Source organism: Pseudomonas sp. GL_139_B, assembly GCF_057834475.1.
Genome location: NZ_CM174403.1, coordinates 4,551,907 through 4,569,779, shown reverse-complemented (window position 1 = coordinate 4,569,779; position 17,873 = coordinate 4,551,907). Strand labels below are relative to the sequence as shown.

General features: G+C 58.7%; 16 protein-coding genes. 7 read left to right on the top strand and 9 right to left on the bottom strand.

Annotated features, from left to right (window positions below; all coding sequences use genetic code 11):
• Positions 1–104: 104 nt before the first annotated feature.
• The 5 genes from pyk to gcl form a co-directional block, all read right to left on the bottom strand.
• Positions 105–1,520 carry a pyruvate kinase gene (pyk, locus tag AC3ISI_RS20860; RefSeq protein ID WP_489333595.1) on the bottom strand — a complete coding sequence of 472 codons (1,416 nt, stop codon included), beginning with the start codon at positions 1,518–1,520 and terminating at the stop codon, positions 105–107.
• Positions 1,510–2,790: a glycerate kinase type-2 family protein gene (locus AC3ISI_RS20855; protein ID WP_489333594.1), complete on the bottom strand. Its 1,281-nt coding sequence runs from the start codon at positions 2,788–2,790 to the stop codon at positions 1,510–1,512. The genes pyk and AC3ISI_RS20855 overlap by 11 nt, the downstream gene beginning before the upstream one ends.
• A gap of 174 nt (positions 2,791–2,964) precedes the next feature.
• Entirely contained in the window at positions 2,965–3,855 is an 891-nt protein-coding gene (locus AC3ISI_RS20850) for a 2-hydroxy-3-oxopropionate reductase (RefSeq protein ID WP_489333593.1), read from the bottom strand.
• Positions 3,856–4,011: 156 nt separating this feature from the next.
• A complete protein-coding gene (gene hyi / locus AC3ISI_RS20845; RefSeq protein ID WP_489333592.1) occupies positions 4,012–4,794 on the bottom strand; it encodes a hydroxypyruvate isomerase in 783 nt (260 codons plus the stop codon).
• 79 nt (positions 4,795–4,873) lie between these two features.
• Positions 4,874–6,649, bottom strand: coding sequence for a glyoxylate carboligase (gcl, locus tag AC3ISI_RS20840; RefSeq protein ID WP_489333591.1), 1,776 nt, complete (start codon positions 6,647–6,649; stop codon positions 4,874–4,876).
• Between the two features lie 268 nt (positions 6,650–6,917).
• Between gcl and AC3ISI_RS20835 the strand changes: the two genes are divergently transcribed.
• Complete coding sequence (locus AC3ISI_RS20835; RefSeq protein ID WP_223514185.1) at positions 6,918–7,358, top strand: GlcG/HbpS family heme-binding protein; 441 nt, start codon at positions 6,918–6,920, stop codon at positions 7,356–7,358.
• A 196-nt stretch (positions 7,359–7,554) separates the two neighbouring features.
• Positions 7,555–8,013, top strand: coding sequence for an REP-associated tyrosine transposase (locus AC3ISI_RS20830; RefSeq protein WP_483840804.1), 459 nt, complete (start codon positions 7,555–7,557; stop codon positions 8,011–8,013).
• Positions 8,014–8,139: 126 nt separating this feature from the next.
• On the opposite strand, the gene AC3ISI_RS20825 is transcribed toward AC3ISI_RS20830, so the two are convergent.
• Positions 8,140–8,748: a TetR/AcrR family transcriptional regulator gene (locus AC3ISI_RS20825; protein ID WP_489333590.1), complete on the bottom strand. Its 609-nt coding sequence runs from the start codon at positions 8,746–8,748 to the stop codon at positions 8,140–8,142.
• Positions 8,749–8,882: 134 nt separating this feature from the next.
• Here AC3ISI_RS20825 and AC3ISI_RS20820 point away from each other — a divergent pair, with 134 nt between their 5' ends.
• Positions 8,883–9,797 (top strand): DUF808 domain-containing protein, encoded by a 915-nt coding sequence (locus AC3ISI_RS20820; protein ID WP_489333589.1) that lies wholly within the window; start codon positions 8,883–8,885, stop codon positions 9,795–9,797.
• Positions 9,798–9,990: 193 nt separating this feature from the next.
• Here the strand turns inward: AC3ISI_RS20820 and AC3ISI_RS20815 are convergent, their stop codons facing one another.
• On the bottom strand, positions 9,991–10,779 hold the full coding sequence (locus AC3ISI_RS20815; protein ID WP_489333588.1) for an MlaA family lipoprotein: 789 nt from the start codon (positions 10,777–10,779) through the stop codon (positions 9,991–9,993).
• Entirely contained in the window at positions 10,772–12,070 is a 1,299-nt protein-coding gene (locus AC3ISI_RS20810) for an alpha/beta fold hydrolase family protein (RefSeq protein ID WP_489333587.1), read from the bottom strand. Before AC3ISI_RS20810 ends, AC3ISI_RS20815 begins: the two co-directional genes overlap by 8 nt.
• Positions 12,071–12,292: 222 nt before the next feature.
• Between AC3ISI_RS20810 and AC3ISI_RS20805 the strand changes: the two genes are divergently transcribed.
• Complete coding sequence (locus tag AC3ISI_RS20805; RefSeq protein WP_489333586.1) at positions 12,293–12,661, top strand: hypothetical protein; 369 nt, start codon at positions 12,293–12,295, stop codon at positions 12,659–12,661.
• A 114-nt stretch (positions 12,662–12,775) separates the two neighbouring features.
• Here the strand turns inward: AC3ISI_RS20805 and AC3ISI_RS20800 are convergent, their stop codons facing one another.
• Positions 12,776–14,371, bottom strand: coding sequence for a glycoside hydrolase family 17 protein (locus tag AC3ISI_RS20800; RefSeq protein WP_489333585.1), 1,596 nt, complete (start codon positions 14,369–14,371; stop codon positions 12,776–12,778).
• Between the two features lie 300 nt (positions 14,372–14,671).
• Between AC3ISI_RS20800 and AC3ISI_RS20795 the strand changes: the two genes are divergently transcribed.
• The 3 genes from AC3ISI_RS20795 (at position 14,672) to AC3ISI_RS20785 (ending at position 17,753) form a co-directional block, all read left to right on the top strand.
• On the top strand, positions 14,672–15,523 hold the full coding sequence (locus AC3ISI_RS20795) for a glycine betaine ABC transporter substrate-binding protein (RefSeq protein WP_489333584.1): 852 nt from the start codon (positions 14,672–14,674) through the stop codon (positions 15,521–15,523).
• Positions 15,524–15,786: 263 nt separating this feature from the next.
• Positions 15,787–16,098: a DUF485 domain-containing protein gene (locus AC3ISI_RS20790; RefSeq protein ID WP_489333583.1), complete on the top strand. Its 312-nt coding sequence runs from the start codon at positions 15,787–15,789 to the stop codon at positions 16,096–16,098.
• Entirely contained in the window at positions 16,095–17,753 is a 1,659-nt protein-coding gene (locus AC3ISI_RS20785) for a cation acetate symporter (RefSeq protein ID WP_489333582.1), read from the top strand. The genes AC3ISI_RS20790 and AC3ISI_RS20785 overlap by 4 nt, the downstream gene beginning before the upstream one ends.
• Positions 17,754–17,873 lie beyond the last annotated feature (120 nt).

Genomic DNA, 17,873 nt, shown 5'->3' with positions numbered 1-17,873 from the left:
GCAGGCTGGCTCCCACACTGAATCTCTGTTCAGTCTTGATTTCGTGATCGACACAAAACCAATGTGGGAGCCAGCCTGCTGGCGATGAGGCCGGTATGGGCGCTCTAGATCAATGTCTCAATGCGCAATGAGTTAGTCGACCCCGGCTGCCCAAACGGCACACCCGCGGTGATCAATAAGGTGTCGCCACGCTTGGCCATGCCCTGGGCCTGGGCAATTTCCAGCGCCGTCGAGCACACTTCATCCACCTGCCGCAGCCGATCATTGACCACCGAGTGCACGCCCCACGCCACGGTCAGGCGACGAGCCGTTTGACGGTTCGGTGTCAGGTTGAGAATTGGCACCGTCGGCCGTTCCCGCGCCGCGCGCAAACTCGACGTTCCGGATTCGCTGTAGTTCACCAGCACTGCCACCGGCAGCACATTGCTGATGCGACGAATTGCGCAGCTGATCGCATCGGAAACCGTTGCCTCGGCTTTCGGCCGGCTCACGTCCAGTTGTGTCTGATAGTCCGGGCCGTTTTCCACCTGGCGAATGATCTTGCTCATCATCTGCACGGCTTCCAGCGGGTATTCGCCGGAGGCGGTTTCCGCCGACAGCATCACCGCATCCGCCCCTTCGGCCACGGCATTGGCCACGTCGGTGACCTCGGCGCGGGTCGGGGCCGGAGCGAAGCGCATCGACTCCAGCATCTGCGTCGCCACCACCACCGGTTTGCCGAGTTGGCGGCAGATGCTGATGATGTTTTTCTGAATCTGCGGCACGCTTTCGGCGGGCACTTCGACGCCCAGATCCCCCCGAGCGACCATGATCGCGTCGCTCAATTCAGCAATTTCACGAAGCTGAGTCACTGCCGATGGCTTCTCGATTTTCGCCATCAAAAACGCTTTGTCACCGATCAGTTCGCGGGCTTCGCGAATGTCTGCCGGACGCTGCACAAACGACAGCGCGACCCAATCCACACCCAGCTCCAGACCGAAGCTCAAGTCGCGGCGATCCTTGGCAGTCAGCGGGCTCAGTTCCAGTACCGCTTGCGGCACGTTCACGCCTTTGCGGTCCGACAATTCGCCGCCATTGAGCACGGTGGTGTCGATGGCGTCGGCGTACTTGGTCACCACGCGAAGACGCAGCTTGCCGTCGTCCAGCAGCAGGTCCATGCCAGGCTCCAGCGCCGCAATGATTTCCGGGTGAGGCAGGTTAACGCGGCGTTCATCGCCGGGCGTCGGGTCCAGGTCCAGACGCAGGGCCTGACCGCGATGCAGTTGCACCTTGCCTTCGGCGAATTTGCCGACCCGCAGTTTCGGGCCTTGCAGGTCCATCAGAATGCCCAGCGGGTAATTCAGCTGGCGCTCGACCTCACGAATCCACTGGTAGCGCTGAGCATGGTCGGCGTGATCGCCGTGGCTGAAGTTCAGGCGGAAAATGTTGACCCCGGACTTCACCAGCTCGCGGATGTCGTCGATTCCTGCGGTGGCGGGGCCGAGGGTGGCGAGGATTTTAACCTTCTTGTCAGGCGTCATGTTTAGGGCTCTCGAGAATCAGAATGGCGCGGAAGTCGTTGACGTTAGTGCGGGTCGGCTCGGTAACGATCAGGGCATCGAGCGCCTCGAAATAGCCGTAGCCATTGTTGTTATCGAGTTCGTCGCTGGCGCTCAAACCGAGGGCGGCGGCACGGGCGTAGCTGTCTGGGGTCATGATCGCGCCGGCGTTGTCTTCGGAGCCGTCGATGCCATCGGTGTCACCGGCCAGGGCGTAGACGCCTGGCAAGCCTTTGAGGTTGTCGGTCAGGCTCAGCAGGAATTCGGCGTTGCGCCCGCCACGGCCATTGCCGCGCACGGTCACGGTGGTTTCGCCGCCCGACAAAATCACGCAAGGAGCCGCCAGTGGTTGACCGTGCAGGACTACTTGCCGCGCGATGCCAGCGTGAACTTTGGCCACTTCACGGGATTCGCCTTCCAGATCGCCGAGGATCAGCGGGCTGAAACCGGCCTGCCGCGCTTTCACTGCGGCCGCTTCCAGCGACTGTTGTGGACGGGCGATCAACTGGAAATGACTGCGCGCCAGGCTAGGATCGCCGGGTTTGACCGTCTCCGATTCCGGGCTTTGCAGCCAGTTACGCACGGAAGCCGGGACTTCGATGCCATAGCGCTTGAGGATCGCGAGCGCTTCGGCGGAGGTACTCGGGTCGGCCACGGTCGGGCCGGAGGCGATGACTGTGGCGAGGTCGCCCGGCACATCGGAAATCGCATAGGTATAAACAGTGGCAGGCCAGCAGGCTTTGCCGAGGCGCCCACCCTTGATCGCCGAGAGGTGCTTGCGCACGCAGTTCATCTCGCCGATGGTCGCTCCGGATTTGAGCAGCGCTTTGTTGATCGATTGCTTGTCGGCGAGGGTGATACCGGCCGCCGGCAATGCGAGCAGGGCAGAGCCGCCACCCGAGAGCAGGAAGATCACGCGGTCGTCTTCGGTCAGGTTGCTGACCAGTTCAAAGACCCGCTTGGCAACGGCCTGACCGGCCGCGTCCGGCACGGGATGGGCCGCTTCGACCACTTCGATTTTTTCGCATGGGGCGCCGTGACCGTAACGGGTCACCACCAGCCCGCTCACTTCACCCTGCCAGCAACGCTCGACCACCTGGGCCATGGCGGCCGCGGCTTTGCCGGCACCGATGACGATCACCCGACCGCTGCGATCTTTGGGCAAATGGGCTTCGAGAACTTGCTGCGGATGGGCGGCGTCGATGGCTGTGGCAAACAGCTCGCGCAGGAATTGTTGCGGATCGACCGACATGGCGGGCTCCCGGAGTTCTTGTTATTGGGATAAGACGGCTGCAGGTGTTGCGACGCGGTCCTGTGGGAGCTGGCTTGCCTGCGATTCAGGCGACGCGGTCTTTCAGGCAGACCGCATCGATGCCATCGCAGGCAAGCCAGCTCCCACAGGGACCGAGCCAGCTTCAGATTATTTTTACTTATCGCGAATCGAGAAATTCGCCATGTGTTCCAGGCCCTTGATCAGCGCCGAGTGGTCCCAGTTGCTGCCGCCGATGGCCGCGCAGGTGCTGAACACTTGCTGGGTGTTGGCGGTGTTCGGCAAGTTGATGTTCAGTTCCTTGGCACCTTGCAGGGCCAGGTTCAGGTCCTTCTGGTGCAGGCTAATGCGGAAGCCAGGATCGAAGGTGCCTTTGATCATGCGCTCGCCGTGCACTTCAAGAATCTTCGAAGAAGCGAAACCGCCCATCAGCGCTTCACGCACCTTCGCCGGATCAGCGCCGTTTTTCGAGGCGAACAGCAGGGCTTCTGCGACCGCCTGGATGTTCAGCGCCACGATGATCTGGTTTGCCACTTTCGCGGTTTGACCGTCGCCGTTACCACCGACCAGAGTGATGTTCTTGCCCATCGCCTGGAACAGCGGCAGGGCGCGTTCAAAGGCATCGGCATCGCCGCCGACCATGATGCTCAGGCTCGCAGCCTTGGCACCGACTTCGCCGCCAGACACCGGCGCGTCGAGGTACTGCGCGCCTTTTTCGTTGATCTTGGTCGCGAACGCTTTGGTGGCGGTGGGCGAGATCGAGCTCATGTCGATGACGATTTTGCCTTTGCTGACGCCAGCTGCAACGCCGTCGGCGCGGAACAGTACGTCATCGACCTGCGGGGTATCCGGCACCATGACGATGATGAATTCGGCTTCCTGGGCGACTTCTTTCGGGTTGGCCAGGGCAACGGCACCAGCGGCGACCAGGTCGGCAGGCGCGGCGTCGTGATGCGCAGACAGAAACAGGCTGTGACCGGCTTTCTGCAGGTTCGCTGCCATTGGGTGGCCCATGATGCCGGTGCCGATAAATCCGATTTTAGCCATGAGAAAATCCTCTTGTTTTTATTGCTGCTTCAAGCGAATAGGAGAGCACTGCTTTTGTAGGAGCCGGCTTGCCGGCGAAGAGGCCATCACCTCCAGCCTCTTAAATTGGCAGTGACATTGCCTTCGCTGGCAAGCCAGCTCCTACGGGGATCTGCGTTAGATCGCGTTGTGGGTTTTCAGCCAACCCAGGCCTGCTTCAGTGGTGGTCAGCGGCTTGTATTCGCAACCGACCCACCCCTGATAACCGATGCGGTCCAGGTGTTCGAACAGGAAGCGGTAGTTGATTTCACCGGTGCCCGGTTCGTTGCGCCCTGGGTTGTCGGCCAACTGGATGTGGTTGATCTCGTCCAGGTGCGCGGCCATGGTGCGGGCCAGGTCGCCCTCCATGATTTGCATGTGGTAGATGTCGTATTGCAGGAACAGGTTGGTGCTGCCGACCTGTTCGCGAATCGACAGGGCTTGCGCGGTGTTGTTCAGGTAGAAGCCCGGAATGTCGCGGGTGTTGATCGCTTCCATCACCAGTTTGATGCCTGCCGCTTGCAGCTTGTCCGCCGCGTATTTGAGGTTGGCGACGAAGGTTTTTTCCACAGTGGCATCGTCGACGCCTTGTGGACGAATCCCCGCCAGGCAATTGATCTGGGTGTTGCCCAGTACTTGTGCGTAGGCGATTGCCAAATCGACACCGGCGCGAAACTCTTCAACCCGATCCGGCAGGCAGGCGATGCCGCGTTCGCCCTTGGCCCAGTCACCGGCCGGCAGGTTGAACAGCACCTGGGTCAGATCGTTGGCATCGAGCTTGGCCTTGATCTCGGCGGAGCTGAAGTCGTAAGGGAACAGGTACTCGACACCACTGAAGCCGGCCTTGGCGGCCGCTTCGAAACGGGCAAGAAAATCCTGCTCAGTGAACAGCATGGACAGGTTGGCTGCGAAACGCGGCATGGTGGTCTCCTGTAAATATGTGCAGGCCCCCCCTGCAGGAGCCGGCTTGCCGGCTCCTGCAGGGGGACGCGATCAGTTGTTAGTCAAGCAACGAAATCGCCGTTGGTGCGTCGTTGCCGACCAGCGCCAGGTCTTCGAATTCGTTGATGGCGTTGATCTCGGTACCCATGGAAATGTTGGTCACGCGCTCCAGAATAATCTCGACGATCACCGGCACCTTGAACTCTTCGATCAGTTCCTGAGCCTTGCGCAGGGCAGGCTGGATCTGATCCGGTTCAAACACACGCAGTGCCTTGCAGCCGAGGCCTTCGGCCACCGCGACGTGATCAACACCGTAACCGTTGAGTTCCGGAGCGTTCAGGTTGTCGAAGGACAGCTGCACGCAGTAGTCCATGTCGAAACCGCGCTGAGCCTGACGAATCAATCCAAGGTACGAATTGTTTACCACCACGTGGATGTACGGCAGTTTGAACTGCGCGCCAACCGCCAATTCTTCGATCATGAACTGGAAATCATAGTCGCCCGACAGCGCCACGACCTTGCGGTTCGGATCAGCCTTGACCACGCCCAGTGCCGCCGGAATGGTCCAGCCCAAGGGACCTGCCTGGCCGCAGTTGATCCAGTGACGCGGCTTGTAGACGTGCAGGAACTGCGCGCCGGCAATCTGTGACAGACCGATGGTGCTGACGTAACAGGTGTCTTTACCGAACACCTGGTTCATCTCTTCATAGACGCGCTGCGGCTTGACCGGCACGTTGTCGAAGTGAGTCTTGCGATGCAGGCTGGCTTTACGCTGCTGGCAATCTTGCAACCAGGCACTACGGTTTTTCAGCTTGCCGGCGGCTTGCCATTCACGAGCGACTTCGATGAACACGGTCAGCGCGGCAGCAGCGTCGGAGACGATGCCCAGGTCCGGGTTGAACACGCGGCCGATCTGGGTCGGTTCGATGTCGACGTGAATGAATTTGCGGCCTTCGGTGTAAACATCGATCGAGCCGGTGTGGCGGTTGGCCCAACGGTTACCCACGCCCAGCACCACGTCGGACTTGAGCATTGTCGCGTTGCCGTAACGGTGCGAGGTTTGCAGGCCGACCATGCCCACCATCAAAGGGTGATCGTCCGGGATCGTGCCCCAGCCCATCAGGGTTGGAATCACCGGAATGCCGGTCAGTTCGGCGAACTCGACGAGCAAGTCGCTGGCGTCGGCATTGATGATGCCGCCACCGGCCACCAGCAGTGGACGCTCAGCCTGATCGAGCATGGCCAGGGCCTTCTCGATTTGCACGCGGTTAGCGGTGGGCTTGGCCAGCGGCAGCGGTTGGTAAGCGTCGATGTCGAATTCGATTTCCGCCATCTGCACGTCGAACGGCAGGTCGATCAGCACTGGGCCTGGACGGCCGGAGCGCATTTCGTAGAAGGCTTTCTGGAACGCGTAAGGCACCTGGCCCGGTTCCATGACCGTGGTTGCCCACTTGGTCACTGGCTTGACGATGGTGGTGATGTCGACGGCCTGGAAATCTTCCTTGTGCATACGGGCGCGGGGAGCCTGGCCAGTAATGCAGAGGATCGGGATCGAGTCGGCCGAGGCGCTGTAGAGCCCGGTGACCATGTCCGTACCGGCAGGGCCGGAAGTGCCGATGCACACACCGATGTTGCCAGCCTTGGTGCGGGTGTAACCCTCGGCCATGTGCGAGGCGCCTTCAACGTGGCGCGCGAGGACGTGATCGATGCCACCGACCTTCTGCAAGGCGGAGTACAGCGGGTTGATCGCGGCGCCCGGGATGCCAAAAGCGGTATCAACCCCTTCACGGCGCATCACCAGAACGGCGGCTTCGATTGCTCTCATTTTGCTCATGGTTTTGTGCCTCTTACGTTTTGTAATTGTATACAAGTGGCTTTGCGCAGAGTGTATTCACGGCGGACGGCGCAGGTCAATCCATTTTCTCAAGCGCTTGTTTCATTCGTCTGAAGCCCTGTCTTGTGTGGCTTTTCGTCGCATGTGGCGCTTTTCGAGAATTATTGTATACAAAAAAATAACTCATTGTGTTCTATTTGTTGCATCGGATTGCGGCACAACGGGCGCAGTCCAACGGCTTTCCGAAAAACAAAATGAGGACGGCACCATGAGCGCTTTAACCTTGAAAGTCGCAGTCAACCTGATCAATCAGGCCATCTCCGCAGGGCGTGCAATCTCGGCGGCTCCATTGACCATTGCGGTCCTGGATGCCGGTGGGCACCTGATCACCCTGCAACGCGAAGACGGCGCCAGCCTGCTTCGCCCGCAGGTCGCCATCGGCAAAGCCTGGGGCGCAATCGCGCTGGGCAAAGGCTCACGTTTACTGGCGCTGGATGCGCAGCAACGGCCGGCATTTATTGCTGCCTTGAACAGCCTGGGGCAGGGCAGCGTGGTGCCGGCACCGGGTGGTGTGCTAATTCGGGATCAGGACGGCAACGTGCTGGGGGCGGTGGGGATCAGCGGGGATCTTTCGGATGTGGATGAGCAGTGTGCGATCAACGCGATCGAGGCACTGGGGTTGACGGCGGATGCTGGGGTTACTGCTTGATTAATGGGTAATTGATAAATCGCTTTCGCGAGCAAGCCCGCTCCCACACTGGATTTGTGTACGACGCAGATCAAATGTGGGAGCGAGCCTGCTCGCGAAGGCAATCTATCAGACACATTCAGCTAAACGTCTGCCACTCCCTCCGGCATTTAAAGGTCTAGCCTTCTGATGCCATCAGCTTGAGAGAGGCAAAGGAATGCCCGATCTATCCGCTTCACATCGCTTACGCCTTGGTCGTTTTGACGAGCCCAACCGAATTTATCTGCTGACCACCAACACACTTGGAAGAAAACCTGTCTTCAACGATGTCGCCTTGGGCAGATTGGTCGTAGCGCAGTTTCGCGCCGCTCAAGATCAAGGTTGTGCCAACTCATTGGCCTGGGTCGTCATGCCAGACCATTTTCATTGGTTGATCGAGTTGCAGCGCGGGTCGCTGAGTGGGCTGATGCAGCGGACTAAATCATTAAGTACTAAATCGGTAAACCTTTGCACTGGTCGTAAGGTCAGCCTTTGGCAGCAAGGCTTTCATGATCGAGCGCTGCGTCGTGAGGAGGATTTGGTGAAGTTAGCTCGGTACATCGTGGCCAACCCATTGCGGGCCGGGTTGGTAGAGCGGCTTGGCGACTATCCGCTGTGGGATGCGATCTGGGTTTGATCTGAAATCAGGTTGCCCCTTTCGCGAGCAGGCTCGCTCCCACAGGGGTTCGCGTTAAACGCAGATTTAGTGATCGCTGAAGATCCACTGTGGGAGCGAGCCTGCTCGCGAAGGGCGCACCACGGTCTACCGATCCGGCTCACACCCCTTGAGCACCAACCGGATAATCGTCTGCGCCGCCGCCTCATAATCCACCTCATCCAGCTTGGCTTTGCCGGTAATAGCCGTGATCTGCCAGTCAAAGTCGGCATAGGTCTGGGTCGCGGCCCAGATGCTGAACATCAGATGGTTGGGGTCGATGCCAGCGATCTGGCCGCGGTCGATCCAGGTCTGGATGCAGTCGATGTTGTGTTTGGCCTGGCTGTTGAGCTGTTCGACCAGGTCGGGACTCAGGTGCGGGGCGCCGTGCATGATTTCGCTGGCGAACACTTTCGAGGCGAACGGCAAGTCGCGAGAAATGCGGATTTTCGAACGGATGTAGCCGCTCAGCACTTCGCTGGGTTCACCTTCAGGATTGAACGGTGTCGAGGCCTGCAGAATCGGCTCGATGATACTTTCCAGGACCTCGCGGTAGAGGTTTTCCTTGGATTTGAAGTAGTAGTAGACGTTGGGCTTGGGCAAACCCGCCTTGGCAGCGATGTCACTGGTTTTAGTCGCAGCGAAGCCCTTGTCGGCAAATTCCTCACTGGCGGCACGCAGGATCAGTTCTTTGTTGCGCTCGCGGATAGTGCTCATAAACCAGGGGGTTCCTTGCCTGTTCTGGCGGTTGCGCATGGTATCACCGGCCTCGCGCGGCGCTCAAGAATGCCCCGAGTGGCGTGCCGCCGCGCTATGCTGCTTGGCATCCATTCAAGAAGGAAACCTGATTCATGGCAGGGAGCAGTTTGCTGGTGCTCATCGATGACATCGCTGCGGTACTCGACGATGTGGCGTTGATGACCAAATTGGCCGCCAAGAAGACCGCGGGCGTGCTCGGCGACGATCTGGCGCTCAACGCCCAGCAGGTCAGCGGTGTGCGTGCCGAGCGAGAGATCCCGGTGGTCTGGGCGGTCGCCAAGGGCTCGTTTCGCAACAAACTGATCCTGGTGCCGTCGGCATTGGCCATCAGCGCGTTCATTCCATGGCTGGTCACGCCATTGTTGATGGTCGGCGGCGCGTACTTGTGCTTTGAAGGTTTTGAAAAACTCGCGCACAAATTCCTGCACAGCAAGACTGAAGATCAGGCCGAACATGCGGAGTTGGTTGAGGCGTTGGCCGATCCAGCGGTCGATCTGGTGGCCTTTGAGCAAGACAAGATCAAGGGCGCGGTGCGCACTGACTTCATCCTGTCGGCAGAAATCATCGCCATCACCCTCGGCATCGTGGCGGATGCGTCGCTGACCCAGCAGGTGATCGTGATCTCGGGTATTGCCATCGTCATGACCATCGGCGTGTATGGACTGGTGGCGGGCATCGTCAAACTCGATGACCTCGGTTTGTGGTTGAGCCAAAAGTCGCGCCCGTTGGCCAAAAGCATCGGCGGCATGATTTTGCGAGCGGCACCGTATTTGATGAAAAGTCTGTCGGTGATTGGTACGGCGGCAATGTTCCTGGTGGGTGGCGGGATCCTGACTCACGGTGTGCCGGTGGCTCATCACTGGATCGAAAGCGTCAGCGCCGGGGCGGGCAGTGCCGGGTTTATCGTGCCGACGTTAATGAATGCGGTGGCTGGGATAATAGCGGGTGCGGTGGTGTTGGCGGGTGTGATGGTTGCCAGCAAAATCTGGAAAACGCTGAAAAGTTAAAGTCGGGCATCGTCCTAATGTAGGAGTGAGCCGGCTCCGGGCGGCGTTCCGACAATAGCGGAGGGTCAGTAACGATTTCGACTGTGCTGACCTCATCGCGAGCAGGCTCGCTCCCACAGGGGATTTGTGGTGCGGCGGAATGTAAAAAGGCCATTCGATTCCCATCGAATGGCCTTTTTTGTTGCCGCCGGATTTACTCGGCGATCTGCAACTTGCGCGCTTCGGTGTACACGAACCGCACTTTTTCGTACTCGAACGGCGAGTTCAGCTGGCCATAACGGAAGTTCGTCTGGTTGCGTTTGTCGATGCCACGCAGGATCCAGACTTCAGGATGGTTGGAGCTGACTTCAGATACGTTCAGGAAGTTGATCGCCGACTCTACGCTGAAATCGACCGCCAGTCCGCCGGTGTCGCGAATGTTGGACGGACCGAGGATCGGCAGGACGAAGTAGGCGCCGCCCGGTACGCCGTAGAACCCAAGCGTCTGACCGAAGTCTTCGTTCCGGCGCGGCAGGCCCATGGCAGTGGCTGGGTCCCACAGGCCGGCGATGCCGATGGTGGTGTTGAGCAGCAGGCGCGCAGTGGTTTCCATCGAGCGCTTGCCTTTGAACTGCAACAGGCTGTTCACAAGGTTCGGCACATCGCCGAGGTTGTTGAAGAAGTTACTGACGCCAGTGCGCAGGAAGCTTGGGGTGATATAGCGATAACCATCGACCACGGGCAGGAACACCCATTGATCGAAGCGGTAGTTGAAGTGATAAACCCGACGGTTCCACTCTTCCAGCGGGTCGTAGACGGCCAGAGCGTTGAGTGTCGAGCGTTCGAACTCACGCTGGTCCAGCCCTGGGTTGAATTTGAGTTTGCTCAGCGGTTCCTTGAAACCATCACTGTCGACCACAACAGGCGCGCTGGCTTTGCTGTTGTCGGCATTGGCGACGCCTGCACAGAGTAACGCAGCGATTAGCAGGAGGTATTTAGCCACGGAAGAACTCCAGCATGGCGTCGCTGTTGACGCGGTAGTTAAGGTTGCCGCAATGGCCGCCGTATGGATAAACGGTCAAGCGATCGCCGAACGTCTTGCGCAGGAAACCGAGGTCGCCAGGGCCCAGGATCACGTCGTCGGCGTTGTGCATCACCGCGATTTTCGGGCTGTTGTGCAGGTAATCCGCGAGGGCGTAGAGGCTCACCTGGTCGATCAGTTGCAGCAGGCTGCCGCCGTCGGTGCGGGCACGCCACATCGGGATGACCTGTTCAGTGATGTAGCAGTCGAAGTCGCATTGCAGTGCACGCTTGAGGAACGGCGTGAGGCTGGTGCCTTCGGTGATCGGGAACTTCGGTGGCGTGATCAGACCGCGACGGTTGATCAGGTCCGAGGTGAAGGCAATGTCGGCCGCCGAGAAGCGAAACGACGTGCCGATCGCCATGGCCATCTGTTCGTTGGTCAGTTTCTCCTTGGACTGCATGAAGTCATAGAGCAGGGCATCGTTGAGGTCGATGTAGCCTTTCTCTTGGAAGTAGCGGGTCAGTTTGTTCAGCACCAGCTCATAGAACGTGGTGCTGCTGTTGATGCCCTTGACCTCGGTCTGCACCAGCTTGTCCAGGTTGTTGATCGAGGTGTACAGGTTGACCGGCGGGTTGAGCAACAAGACTTTTTTGAAGTTGAAACTGCGGCGTGTCTCGTCCAGGTGCGCGACAAACGCTGCGTCCAGCGCACCCAGGCTGTAACCGGTCAGGTAGTAATCGGTGACGGGCACTTTTGGGTTTTGTGCCCGCACGGCCTGCATCACCCGGTACAAGTCTTCAGCGTCTTCCTTGGTGACGCCCGGAGTGGCAAAGCGTGAAGCGGCGCTGATGAAGTCGAAACTGGTCGGCGATGACAGTTGCACCACATGGTAGCCGGCCTTGTAGTAGAGCTTTTTCAGGTATTCGTTGAGGCTGCTGTCGAAACGTGCGCCGGTGCCGGCAATCAGGAAGATCAGCGGTGCGGCTTTATCTTGCGTAGCGATGCGGTAGGTGAGCTTCTTCACCGCCCAGAAGTTGTCTGGCAATTCGAACTCACGTTCCGGGCGCACCGTGAGGCTGCGATCCTCCTGATTGATGTCGGCGTTCTCCGGCAATTCCGGACGCAGATCAGGAGGTGTCGTGGCGATGGTCGCCGCGAACGGGTTGGTCAAGGGGTAGCCATAACTGGCGGCGTCGACATCGACCGCCAGTGCGGACGCACTCAATATAAGGCCGCCAAAGAGGGCGGCGAAGCGCAAGGAACGGAGCATGACTAGATCCCTTAGAAGAAGGTGCCGAATGAAGTTCGCAGGCTATGACCATCGGTGTTGCGCCAAAGTGCCACGCATCGGCACCAAAGAGGCTTATTTCCAGTAATAGTAGCTGGACGATACACTTTGCAGCGATTTCGTGACCAGTTTTATGTTGCTCACGTTTGCATACCGTTGTCGGGGGATTAAGCTGGCCGCCGTTTTTGCCTATTGGAGTGTTTCATGTCCCGCCGACTGCCCATGGTTTTGCTGCTCGTTTTGCTGCCTTTATGGCTGGCCGCCAGTTACGGCGCGCGTTATGGCTTTATGGAGGATGCACAGTGGGTGGGCCTCTGCGTCGACGAGGCGAGCCGCTGGGAATGTGCGGTTCGTTCGAACCTGGGCTTGATGATTCACTTCAGTGTGTTGGGATGGGCGGCGATCGCGGCAGCTGCGCTCGGCTTCGTGCTGCCAGGCCGGGCAGGGTGGTGGCTGGCGGTGCTGGCGCTGGTATTCGGGTTTCCGGCGTTGGCGTTGTACAACACGACGCTGGCTGTTTTTGCGGTGGTGATTGCGGGTTTGCGGTTGGTCAGGGAAAGCCGCGGCGCCTGATAGTCAGCCTTCGCGAGCAGGCTCGCTCCCACATTGACCGGGTTCTTCAGTAGAAACGCGGTTAATTGTAGGGGCGAGCCTGCTCGCGATGAGGTCGGCAGCAGCGCTGAAAATTTAAGCTTTGCGAACCCGCAAACTGCGCCACAACGCGGCGACCATCAGCATGCTCACCAACGCCCATCCCCAGGCCTGCTGGTTCTGCAAACCTTCACGGAACAGTTGTGGCGCAATGCCTGCACCAATAATGAAGGTCAGCAACGCAATCTCCCGACGTGGCACGCGCACCGGGCGGCACAGGTAAACCAGTGCCGGCAGGATGAATGCCACACTCGGGAAGGTGCGATAGCGCGGATCGAACACCAGTTCCAGCATCATCACCGCCGCGGCAAACCCAGCCGTCGCGAGCAGCCAGCCAGCGCGGCGCTCCAGCGCATTGAATGCCCGTTCACGCCAACCGGTGCGTGCGCTCAACGTCAGCGCTGCATGAGCCAGCACCAACAGATTCAAAGCAGTCAACAGCGCCACCCACAGCCATTCGCTCGCAAACCGCGTGGTAACCCGGGCCAGATCACCCCACGCACCAATCGAGCAAGCCGCCAGAGCGCCGAGCAGTGGCAGCACCAGCGCCGCGCGAGTGCTGCGAACGCGACCGCCGAGGATCAGTGTGCCGAGGAAAATCAAGCCACCCACCGCGAGCCATTGCGACCAGTACGGCACGTTAGTCACCGGACCTGCCAGCACACCTTTGTCCTGACGATCCGCGTCGTACAGTCCCCAGTAACCGCCGACCGCACCTTCATTGGCACGTTTCCACGGCTGGTCGAACGCTTCGATCAGGTTGTAGTGCCAACCTTGTTGCTCGGCCATGATGACAAAAGAGCGAATAAATTTGGCTTCATTGACCCGGCTCGGCAGGGCGGTTTCACGTTGGCGGCCTTCGCTCGGCCAGCCCGTTTCGCCAATCATCACGTCTTTGGGCGCGAACTTGTTGCCGAACACCTGGCGTACTTCGGCCACATGTTGCAGGGCCGCGTCGATGTTTGAGGGATCATCTTCCCAATACGGCAGCAAGTGAATGGTCAGGAAGTCCACCGCCGGGGCGATTTCCGGGTGCTTGAGCCAGAACTCCCAAACGTCGGCGTAAGTGACGGGCTGCTTGACCTGGCTTTTGACCTTGTTTATCAGCCGGGCCAGTTGCGCGCCGGTGACCTCTTTGCGCAGCAGGGTTTCATTGCCGACGATGACCGCAGACACCACGTCGGCGTTGGCATTCGCCGAGGCGATCAGCAGGTCGACCTCTTTCTCGGTGTCGACCGGGTTGCTGTTGACCCAGGCGCCGATCATCAGCTTCAGGCCATGTTTGCGCGCAAGGTCGGGCAGGGCTTCAAGACCGGTCATGGAATAGGTGCGGATGCATTCGAAACTTTTGGCCAGCAGCGCGAGGTCGGCGTCCATGCGCTCCGGGCGCAATTTGAACGGCTGATCGAACGGTGATTGATCCTTGTCGAACGGCGTGTAGGAGGCGCATTGCAGCTTGTGTGTTGCGCTGGCCACGTCCGGCAGAAGCACCGGTTTGCCAAGACCGTACCAAAAGCCGACAAAGGCAAATAGCCCCAGCAGGCAGGCGAATAAATAAGCCAAAAAAGGAAAGCGTGATGTCGCGGGCATGGTCAGGCCGTCTGGGAGCAAAGCCGCGCATGTTACCTGCATTTGTCCTGGCTCAGGTGGCCTGCATAACTTTGACATGCAAAGTTCAGGCGGATTGGCCGGAGTGTTTGCGCTACTCAAGAACTATGGCGTTCTGATGTCGTTTCTCGGTGCCTTAAGGTCGCTGGCAGAGCAGGTCGCGATTGTCGTGAGGTTGATGATCGACGCATCAGTGCTCTCATGGTAAATCACGCTGATGTTCGAACGAGTTTGCGGTGGGCGTGATGGGGGCGCTGTGCACCATAACTATATGTTGACGCGACTCGGCAAGCCGTCGAGCGCAGCACTTTCGGGGAAGTAACGATGAAGATGCGACGACTTTTAGGCGCAGGTGCCGCTCTGGTGCTTGCGATCGGTTCCACCATGGCCAGTGCCGAGAGCAAGACCCTGAGCATCGGTTACGTTGACGGTTGGTCCGACAGCGTCGCGACGACTCACGTAGCGGCTGAAGTGATCAAGCAGAAGCTGGGTTATGACGTGAAGCTGCAAGCCGTCGCTACCGGGATCATGTGGCAGGGTGTGGCCACCGGAAAACTCGACGCCATGTTGTCAGCCTGGCTGCCGGTGACACACGGTGATTACTGGGCCAAGAACAAGGATCAAGTCGTTGATTACGGTCCGAACTTCAAAGATGCAAAAATCGGCTTGATCGTGCCTGAGTACGTCAAAGCCAAAACCATCGACGATCTGAAAACCGACGACAGCTTCAAAAAACGCATTGTCGGCATCGACGCCGGTTCAGGCGTGATGCTCAAGACCGAACAGGCCATCAAGGACTACGACTTGACCGGGTATCAACTCAAGGCCAGTTCCGGCGCCGGCATGATTGCCGAGCTGACCCGTGCCGAGAAGAAAAACGAATCCATCGCGGTGACTGGTTGGGTGCCGCACTGGATGTTTGCGAAGTGGAAACTGCGCTTCCTGGACGATCCGAAAGGCGTTTATGGCGCTGCTGAAACTGTAAATAGCATCGGCAGTAAAGAGCTCGCCACCAAAGCGCCGGAAGTGGCCAAGTTCCTGAAAAACTTCCAGTGGGCCTCGAAAGACGAAATCGGCGAAGTCATGTTGGCGATCCAGGATGGCGCCAAGCCGGAAGCCGCTGCGAAAGATTGGGTGGCCAAACACCCGGAGCGTGTTGCTGACTGGACCAAGTAACCACCAACAGCTCGCTTGAGTAAAGCGGGCATGGTTTCACACTGTGGGAGCGAGCCTGCTCGCGAAGCGTTCTGTCAGTTGACCGAGATGTCGACTGACCTGGCGCCTTCGCGAGCAGGCTCGCTCCCACATTTGTTTTCTGCATGCTGGAGTTTGGCGATTCTGTCATGTCGTTCTAATACTAAGGTCGTCTGGAACCTGTTCCGCAGCCGCATAGAGTGGATAACGTTCCAACTTTAATCTGTGCTGCGAGGATAAAAACAATGAACGACAGCATTTACCTCTCGATTCAAAACAGCCCGCGCTTCAAGGAGCTGGTTAACAAACGAGAAAAGTTCGCCTGGATTCTTTCGGCGATCATGCTTGGGCTTTACTCCGGATTCATCCTTTTGATTGCTTACGGGCCGCATGTACTGGGGGCGAAAATCAGCCCTGAGTCTTCGATTACCTGGGGAATACCAATTGGTGTCGGGTTGATTGTCTCGGCCTTTGTCCTGACCGCAATCTATGTGCGGCGCGCCAATGGCGAATTCGACGACCTGAACAATGCGATTCTCAAGGAGGCCCAGCAATGATCCGGCGTCTAATGGCTCTATTGAGCATCGCGGCCTTTGCACCGGGTGCCTGGGCGGCTGAAGCCCTGACGGGCGAAGTGCATAAACAACCGCTCAACGTTTCCGCGATTCTGATGTTCGTGGCGTTTGTCGGATTTACCCTGTGCATCACTTACTGGGCTTCCAAGCGCAACAACTCGGCAGCTGACTACTATGCGGCGGGCGGCAAGATCACCGGTTTCCAGAACGGTCTGGCGATTGCCGGTGACTACATGTCCGCGGCGTCCTTCCTGGGGATTTCCGCTCTGGTGTTCACCTCTGGCTACGACGGCCTGATCTACTCGATCGGCTTCCTGGTGGGCTGGCCGATCATTCTGTTCCTGATCGCCGAGCGTCTGCGTAACCTGGGTAAATACACCTTTGCCGACGTGGCGTCCTATCGCCTGGGGCAAACCCAGATCCGCACGCTGTCCGCTTGCGGCTCGCTGGTGGTAGTGGCGTTCTACCTGATCGCGCAAATGGTCGGTGCCGGCAAGCTGATCCAGTTGCTGTTCGGTCTCGACTACTACGTCGCGGTGATCCTGGTCGGTATTCTGATGTGCATGTATGTATTGTTCGGCGGCATGCTGGCGACCACGTGGGTGCAGATCATCAAGGCAGTGCTGTTGCTGTCCGGTGCCTCGTTCATGGCGCTGATGGTCATGAAGCACGTCAACTTCGACTTCAACATGCTGTTTTCCGAGGCGATCAAGGTTCACCCTAAAGGTGAAGCGATCATGAGCCCGGGCGGCCTGGTGAAAGACCCGATCTCGGCGTTCTCCCTGGGTCTGGCATTGATGTTCGGTACCGCTGGCCTGCCGCACATTCTGATGCGCTTCTTCACTGTGAGTGACGCAAAAGAAGCCCGCAAGAGCGTGCTGTATGCAACTGGCTTCATTGGTTACTTCTACATCCTGACGTTCATCATTGGCTTCGGCGCGATCCTGCTAGTCAGCACCAACCCGGACTTCAAAGATGCGGCGGGCGCGCTGTTGGGCGGCAACAACATGGCGGCTGTGCACCTGGCCAACGCGGTGGGCGGCAGTATTTTCCTGGGCTTCATCTCGGCGGTAGCGTTTGCAACCATTCTGGCCGTAGTGGCCGGTTTGACCCTGGCCGGTGCTTCGGCGGTGTCTCACGACCTGTACGCCAGTGTGATCAAGAAGGGCAAGACCAACGACAAGGATGAAATCCGTGTCTCGAAAATCACCACTATCTGTCTGGGTGTGCTGGCGATCGGTTTGGGCATTCTGTTCGAAAGCCAGAACATCGCGTTCATGGTGGGCCTGGCGTTCTCCATCGCGGCGAGCTGTAACTTCCCGGTGCTGCTGCTTTCCATGTACTGGAAGAAGCTGACCACCCGCGGTGCAATGATCGGTGGCTGGTTGGGGCTGATCAGTGCCGTTGGCTTGATGGTGCTTGGGCCAACCATTTGGGTGCAGATCCTGCATCACGAGAAGGCGATCTTCCCGTATGAGTACCCAGCACTGTTCTCCATGGCGATTGCCTTCGTTGGTATCTGGTTCTTTTCGATCACTGACAAGTCGACCGCGGCTGATAACGAGCGCGCGCTGTTCTTCCCTCAGTTTGTTCGTTCGCAGACTGGTTTGGGGGCGAGTGGGGCGGTTTCGCACTAAGGCTTCAGATTTGGTTATGTAAGTTGCATTAAGCAGAAATGCCCCGGTCGAGAGATTGGGGCATTTTTGTTGGGCGGTAATCGACCTGAGTTTTGTTGATTGGGTACATATCCGTTTCTG

What these genes read in the sequence shown, in the direction of transcription:
- AC3ISI_RS20805 (WP_489333586.1), top strand. Translation starts at nt 12,293, where the DNA reads ATGTCCCGCCGACTGCCCATGGTTTTGCTGCTCGTTTTGCTGCCTTTA.
- AC3ISI_RS20850 (WP_489333593.1), bottom strand. Translation starts at nt 3,855, where the DNA reads ATGGCTAAAATCGGATTTATCGGCACCGGCATCATGGGCCACCCAATG.
- AC3ISI_RS20800 (WP_489333585.1), bottom strand. Translation starts at nt 14,371, where the DNA reads ATGCAGGTAACATGCGCGGCTTTGCTCCCAGACGGCCTGACCATGCCC.
- AC3ISI_RS20810 (WP_489333587.1), bottom strand. Translation starts at nt 12,070, where the DNA reads ATGCTCCGTTCCTTGCGCTTCGCCGCCCTCTTTGGCGGCCTTATATTG.
- gcl (WP_489333591.1), bottom strand. Translation starts at nt 6,649, where the DNA reads ATGAGCAAAATGAGAGCAATCGAAGCCGCCGTTCTGGTGATGCGCCGT.
- pyk (WP_489333595.1), bottom strand. Translation starts at nt 1,520, where the DNA reads ATGACGCCTGACAAGAAGGTTAAAATCCTCGCCACCCTCGGCCCCGCC.
- AC3ISI_RS20795 (WP_489333584.1), top strand. Translation starts at nt 14,672, where the DNA reads ATGAAGATGCGACGACTTTTAGGCGCAGGTGCCGCTCTGGTGCTTGCG.
- AC3ISI_RS20825 (WP_489333590.1), bottom strand. Translation starts at nt 8,748, where the DNA reads ATGAGCACTATCCGCGAGCGCAACAAAGAACTGATCCTGCGTGCCGCC.
- AC3ISI_RS20835 (WP_223514185.1), top strand. Translation starts at nt 6,918, where the DNA reads ATGAGCGCTTTAACCTTGAAAGTCGCAGTCAACCTGATCAATCAGGCC.
- AC3ISI_RS20820 (WP_489333589.1), top strand. Translation starts at nt 8,883, where the DNA reads ATGGCAGGGAGCAGTTTGCTGGTGCTCATCGATGACATCGCTGCGGTA.
- AC3ISI_RS20785 (WP_489333582.1), top strand. Translation starts at nt 16,095, where the DNA reads ATGATCCGGCGTCTAATGGCTCTATTGAGCATCGCGGCCTTTGCACCG.
- hyi (WP_489333592.1), bottom strand. Translation starts at nt 4,794, where the DNA reads ATGCCGCGTTTCGCAGCCAACCTGTCCATGCTGTTCACTGAGCAGGAT.
- AC3ISI_RS20855 (WP_489333594.1), bottom strand. Translation starts at nt 2,790, where the DNA reads ATGTCGGTCGATCCGCAACAATTCCTGCGCGAGCTGTTTGCCACAGCC.
- AC3ISI_RS20830 (WP_483840804.1), top strand. Translation starts at nt 7,555, where the DNA reads ATGCCCGATCTATCCGCTTCACATCGCTTACGCCTTGGTCGTTTTGAC.
- AC3ISI_RS20790 (WP_489333583.1), top strand. Translation starts at nt 15,787, where the DNA reads ATGAACGACAGCATTTACCTCTCGATTCAAAACAGCCCGCGCTTCAAG.